The organism is uncultured Methylovirgula sp., from assembly GCF_947646745.1.
Lineage (GTDB): Bacteria > Pseudomonadota > Alphaproteobacteria > Rhizobiales > Beijerinckiaceae > Methylovirgula.
In genome coordinates, this window is record NZ_CANSHK010000080.1 from 1 (window position 1) to 3,492 (window position 3,492).

At 63.1% G+C, this 3,492-nt stretch carries 5 protein-coding genes; 3 read left to right on the plus strand and 2 right to left on the minus strand.

The window, feature by feature from the left end:
- The first annotated feature begins 195 nt into the window (after positions 1-195).
- Complete coding sequence (locus Q0025_RS14835) at positions 196-771, plus strand: DUF1214 domain-containing protein (protein WP_297300476.1); 576 nt, start codon at positions 196-198, stop codon at positions 769-771.
- Positions 768-1,352 (plus strand): hypothetical protein, encoded by a 585-nt coding sequence (locus Q0025_RS14840; protein ID WP_297300478.1) that lies wholly within the window; start codon positions 768-770, stop codon positions 1,350-1,352. Before Q0025_RS14835 ends, Q0025_RS14840 begins: the two co-directional genes overlap by 4 nt.
- A 9-nt stretch (positions 1,353-1,361) precedes the next feature.
- On the opposite strand, the gene Q0025_RS14845 is transcribed toward Q0025_RS14840, so the two are convergent.
- Complete coding sequence (locus Q0025_RS14845) at positions 1,362-1,553, minus strand: hypothetical protein (RefSeq protein ID WP_297300479.1); 192 nt, start codon at positions 1,551-1,553, stop codon at positions 1,362-1,364.
- Positions 1,554-1,707: 154 nt separating this feature from the next.
- Positions 1,708-2,046, minus strand: coding sequence for a DUF1491 family protein (locus tag Q0025_RS14850; protein WP_297300483.1), 339 nt, complete (start codon positions 2,044-2,046; stop codon positions 1,708-1,710).
- Between the two features lie 94 nt (positions 2,047-2,140).
- Between Q0025_RS14850 and Q0025_RS14855 the strand changes: the two genes are divergently transcribed.
- On the plus strand, positions 2,141-3,492 hold a 1,352-nt coding region (locus Q0025_RS14855), incomplete at its 3' end, for an inorganic phosphate transporter (RefSeq protein WP_297300481.1).

A 3,492-nucleotide genomic window follows, 5' to 3' on the forward strand; every position in this document is an offset into this window, starting at 1 on the left:
AAAACCAGATCGGCGGACTGAAGGTGGAGGCCACCGACGCCGCCGCCCGCCGCAGACGGCACCAGCGCGACGCCGCCGCGCCATCCGGCGGCCCTGTCGCATCTCTCCGCCGACGTGCTTGCCGGGATCGACGCGACGGCGCGGACGATCGCCGCCAACCGGCAGAGCGTTCCTTAACCGCCTGAGGCTCGTGCGTTGACGATCATCAAATTTCTTCTCACCGCGCTGGCCGGCATCATCTTGGGTTTCCTCGTCACCACCCGCGTGCTGGATCGCGGGCTGAGCTTCGATGCGGCGCAGGCCGGCCCCTGGCGGGGGCAGCCGAAGAGCGGAACGATGGACATCGATCCCTATGCCAATGCGCGGATCGCCCGGACGGCCGAATTGCCGCTCGGCAGCGCCGAGGGCCTGAGCTTTGTCGCACGCAACGACAGCGACGGCGCCCCCTTGCGGCCGGAATGCGATTATATCGTCAGCGGCAGCGTGCCGCCGACGCGTTATTGGACGTTGACGCTCGTCTCGCCGAAAGGCTTTCTCATTGCCAATAAGGCACAACGTTTCGGCTTCACCTCGGCGGAAGTCGTGCGCGCCGAGAATGGGACCTTCGCTATCGTCGTCGCACGCGACGCACGCGCCGGCAATTGGCTGCCGGTCGGCGACGCCAAATCCTTCGCGCTGATGCTGCGGCTCTATGATACGCTGCTTGACTTCGGCACGACCAAGGTCGGCGCCAATGCACTGCCGAAAATCACCCGCGGCAGGTGCGCATGACAGTGCGTTTCTATGCCTTTCTGCTTTATCTTGCCGGCGTCGTCTTCGTCGCAGGGCTCGTGCATATCGTCGCCATCCTCGTCATGCCGCAGGTCGCACCGCGCGATGCTTATGCGCGCCTCGCCGCGCTCGCCAAACCCGGCCAGACGACTCTCTTGCCGCGCGCCCTGCCCGGCCGTGAAGTGACACCCTATGAGGACCCGGCCTTCGCGCAAGCCGTCTGTCTCTATGACCTCGCCAACGGACCGCTGCATGTGCATGCGGATTTGCCTGACAATCGGCTGCTGACGATCTCCTTCCGCACGCGGACGGGACAGGTCTTCTACTCGATGACCGACCGCGCCTCGCTGCACGGAACGATCGACGTCCGCATCATGACGCAGCCGCAGCTCGATGCCGTCGAAGAGGCCGAAGGCGACGAGGACAATGATCAGCCCCTGAAGGAATTGCGCCTCGTCGCGCCGGATACGAAAGGATTTGTGCTCGTCGACGCCATGTCGACCTATCCGAGCGAACGCGCCGAGGCGGAAGCGGAAGTGAAATCGGTTGCCTGTGCGCCTGAGACCTTGGCGCAGGATTGAGCGGCTCGATCAGCAGGTGATCTGGTCGTGGATCGGCGGCCGTTTGGTCTCGGGCCGGCGGCGCGGCTTGGTGAGCAGCGCATAATCTTCCGGTCGCATGTAGCGCACGCCGGTGAAGAACAGGATTTCCGCGCCTTCGGCCCGAAGCGGAAGATTACGCGGCGGTTTTTGTTGCGCCCTGAAAGCTAACAACTCGCCCATCGATTTCGACCTCCACGCGGCCGTGCGTCACACCCTCTCACCGCCTCACGCCGAGCGCGCAAGGGGCAGCGTGGCCTTGCCGTGGTTAACGCTTTGTCAATGCGACCGCGACGATTCGCGAAAAAGCCCGCGGCGTGGCGCGGGGGTGACAGGCTCAGGACGCCGCAAGATCGAGAAAATTGCGACCCTGCCTGTCTTCGACCTCGACGATCCAAAGATCCGTGTCGAATTCGAGTTCGCGCCTGAGCCGCGCTTCGATCGACGCCGGCGCGAGCCAGTCTTCTTTATGGGCTTGAACAAAAAGCCGTTCGCCCTCGCCAAGGAGGCTTTGCGGCGCCGGGCCGAAAAGCGCGGCCTGGCCATCGAGCCGGTCGATCTTGACGAAAATGGCGCCCGCCTCCGCGGCGCCGCGGCGCCGCAGATAGGCTGACGCCCCTTCGACGTTGCAGCGCCGCAAATAAGCGGCAACCCAGAGATCGCTGCGCAGACGCATCATGCCGTCCGTATTCTTGAGTTCGCGTTTAACCTCGTCACAAAAACGTAATTGAGTTCAGTTTGGTTAGCGCCGCCGTTTGGAGGATGCGCGCATGACTTCCCTTTCATCTGTTGAAACCGTACCGCAAGAGACCCGAGGTCCCGGGCCGAAGCTCGATCATCCGATCGATATGAAAGCCGTGATCGTTTTTCTGACGATCGTCGGCTGCGGACTGCTTTTCGCTGCCTATAATGTCCATAATGATGTCGAATCGACCGGCACGGTCGTCAAAAGCGCGCTGCCTTTCCTCCTTCTCGGCGTCGCGCTGGTCATCGCCCTCGGCTTTGAATTCGTCAATGGCTTCCACGACACCGCCAATGCGGTCGCCACCGTCATCTATACGCGGTCGCTGCCAGCCCAATTCGCCGTTGTCTGGTCGGGCTTTTTCAATTTTCTCGGCGTTTTGACATCGACGGGCGCGGTCGCCTTCGGCATCGTCTCGCTGCTGCCGGTAGAGCTCATCCTGCAAGTCGGCTCCGATGCCGGTTTTGCCATGGTCTTCGCCATGCTGATCGCGGCGATCATCTGGAACCTCGGCACGTGGTGGCTCGGCCTGCCGGCCTCGAGCTCGCACACGCTGATCGGCTCGATCATCGGTGTCGGCGTCGCCAATGCTTTGATGCGCGGCCGCGACGGCACCTCGGGCGTCGACTGGGGCAAGGCGACGGAAATCGGCTATGCGCTGCTGCTCTCGCCGATCGTCGGCTTCATCTTCTCGGCGCTTCTGCTTCTTGCCTTCAAAGCGCTCATCAAGAACCCGGATCTCTTCAAGGAGCCGAAAGGCAACCAGCCCCCGCCGGCCTGGATCCGCGGTCTCCTGGTCCTGACCTGCACCGGCGTGTCTTTCGCGCACGGCTCGAACGACGGCCAGAAGGGCATGGGCCTCATCATGCTGATCCTGATCGGCACCGTGCCGACCGCCTATGCGTTGAACCGCGCCGTACCGGCGCATCACGTGCAGACCTTCATCGCCACGTCCGAGGCGGCCTCGAAGGTCGTCGATGCGAAGGCCAGCGGCTATGACATCATCGGCGATCCGCGCCCGGCGGTGACGGCCTATATCGCGCAGCATCAGCTCAACGAAGGCACTTATCCTTCGCTGGCGGTGCTGATCCAGCAGATCGCCAAGCAAGTCGAGACCTACGGCTCGCTCTCGAAGGTGCCGCCGGCCCAGGTCTCGAACACCCGCAATGACATGTATCTGGCCTCGGAAGCGATCCGCGTTCTGAGCAAGGACAAGGCGAGTCAGCTCTCGGCCGCCGACGTGAAGGCGTTGACGGCCTATAAGAAGGAGCTTGATCTTTCGACCAAGTTCATTCCGATCTGGGTCAAGGTCTGCGTCGCCTTGGCGCTCGGCCTCGGCACGATGATCGGCTGGAAGCGGATCGTCGTCACCGTCGGCGA

Coding starts and splice junctions, on each gene's coding strand:
- Q0025_RS14840 (WP_297300478.1), top strand. CDS start 768: ATGACAGTGCGTTTCTATGCCTTTCTGCTTTATCTTGCCGGCGTCGTC.
- Q0025_RS14845 (WP_297300479.1), bottom strand. CDS start 1,553: ATGGGCGAGTTGTTAGCTTTCAGGGCGCAACAAAAACCGCCGCGTAAT.
- Q0025_RS14850 (WP_297300483.1), bottom strand. CDS start 2,046: ATGCGTCTGCGCAGCGATCTCTGGGTTGCCGCTTATTTGCGGCGCTGC.